The following is a 1,687-nucleotide window of genomic DNA, read 5'->3' on the forward strand; positions in this document are numbered from 1 at the left end:
AGCCTCGATCCGTGGGCCCGGTGATGTGATGATCTTTGTTGTGGAGTTGGCGGTGGCTGGCTTTCACCGGGTAGGGCGTGGCTGCTGGTCTGTCCAGCTTTTCCACTTGGTTGTTCGGTCGGGCCGGCGTTGCGGCTGGTGAGCAGTTTCAGGCGGTCAGTGGTGGTGGGGCTTGGTGGCCGAACACGTTGTCCCACAAGGATTTCCAGTGTCTTGCCCAGGGCCAGTGCTTTGGTAGGTGTAGAACGGGCCGGCGTTGTGGGCGGGCGATGCGTGCGGGGACGGTGACGATCTGCCGGCGCAGGGTCCCGCCACGAGCGACGGCATGGGTGGGGCTGGTGAGGGTTCCGACCGCGCGGAGCAGGTTGTGGCAGATGGTGGCGCAGATCGCCCACGCGGCGTTGGCGGAGAAGTCACCTGAGGGCATGTGCGCAAGTGGTCCGTCGATCAGGTCGGCGAAGACGGTCTCGATGACAGCGTGCCGGCGGTGGGTGATGTCTGCCTCAGCGGTCGGTTCTGTGCTGTTGGTGAAGAACGGGTGATACCGCCAGACCGGAAAGAGTTCGTCGCCGCGGGCCCGGTCACGCACTCGGCGTATGACCAGCCGGGCGGTGACCGGATACTTGGTGGAGGCGAACGCGGTGAAGTGTGTTTCGGCGACCTCGGCATCGGATATCAGTTCGCCGGTGTCGGGATCTGCCACCGCGCCGGGGTAGTGCACCGGCTTCCACGCCTCCGCCTCGATGGTGGCGATCGCGGCGTTCACCGCCTTGTTCTTGGTGACTACCACGGAGAACCGTGTGCCTGCTTTGATACACGCGGCGACCACGGCGCTGTTGCCGTAAGCCGAATCGCCACGTACCAGGATCTCGCCGGTCGCGCCTGCGGCGCGAGCAGTGGCAATTGCCTCGCGCACCATGCCGGCTGCGCTCTTGCCGGAGCCGGTGCTGCCGCCGCGTAGCCGGATCCCGGCCACCACCGGCGCGCCTGCGGCCGTGGAGATGGTAGTGGCCAAAGGCGACAGGCCCCGACGCAGCACTTGCTTGCCGGCGATCTTGGTGTGCCCGAAGCTGGCGCCCTGCTTGGCGCGGCCGAACACCGGGCGCAATAGCGAATCGATGTCGATGAACACCTCCTGGGCGATGCCGGGAAGAAGCCGGCTGCGCCCGACGAGGTTGACCAGATGCGCCCGAGCGACCGAGGCCAACTGCAGGGTGTGGCCATGGGTGAACTCCCGCAAGAACTGGCCCAACGTCGGCGCCGCGTACACCCCGCCGAACAGCCGACCCATCCCACCAGACCGGATCACGTCCAGATCATCGATGCAGTCCGCGCCAGCAGCCATCCCGCCGATGATCGAAGTCAGCTTGCCCGCAGGATTGGCCCCAGCCGAGGCCACCTTCTTCGCCGCCCGGAAGGCGACCTTGCTCGAGATCAGCTCCGACAGGCCCGCCCGCTCCGCCAACGCCATCACCGGCACCAGCCCAGAACACGACACGAGGTTCGGATCATCGAACAGCGGCGTGGCCCTGGACCACGAATGCGATAGCTTCACTTCCAGTGCCTTCTCGGCTCGGCAGAGCTCAGGACGTCAGCACTCCCGATTCTCCTAGCCCAGAAGGCACTCCCTTTGCACGACCCGCCGCGGAACCAACACCATCAGCCACCGGGTCCACGGATCGAGGCT

1 protein-coding gene is annotated in these 1,687 nt (G+C 66.2%); it reads right to left on the reverse strand.

The features are described 5' to 3' along the window. Positions 1-148 precede the first annotated feature (148 nt). The gene (locus ABN028_RS35130) at positions 149-1,555 is read right to left on the reverse strand and encodes an IS1380 family transposase (protein ID WP_349699659.1); all 1,407 of its coding nucleotides are present in this window, start codon (positions 1,553-1,555) and stop codon (positions 149-151) included. Positions 1,556-1,687: the final 132 nt, after the last annotated feature.

The organism is Actinopolymorpha sp. B17G11 (assembly GCF_040196095.1).
GTDB lineage: Bacteria > Actinomycetota > Actinomycetes > Propionibacteriales > Actinopolymorphaceae > Thermasporomyces.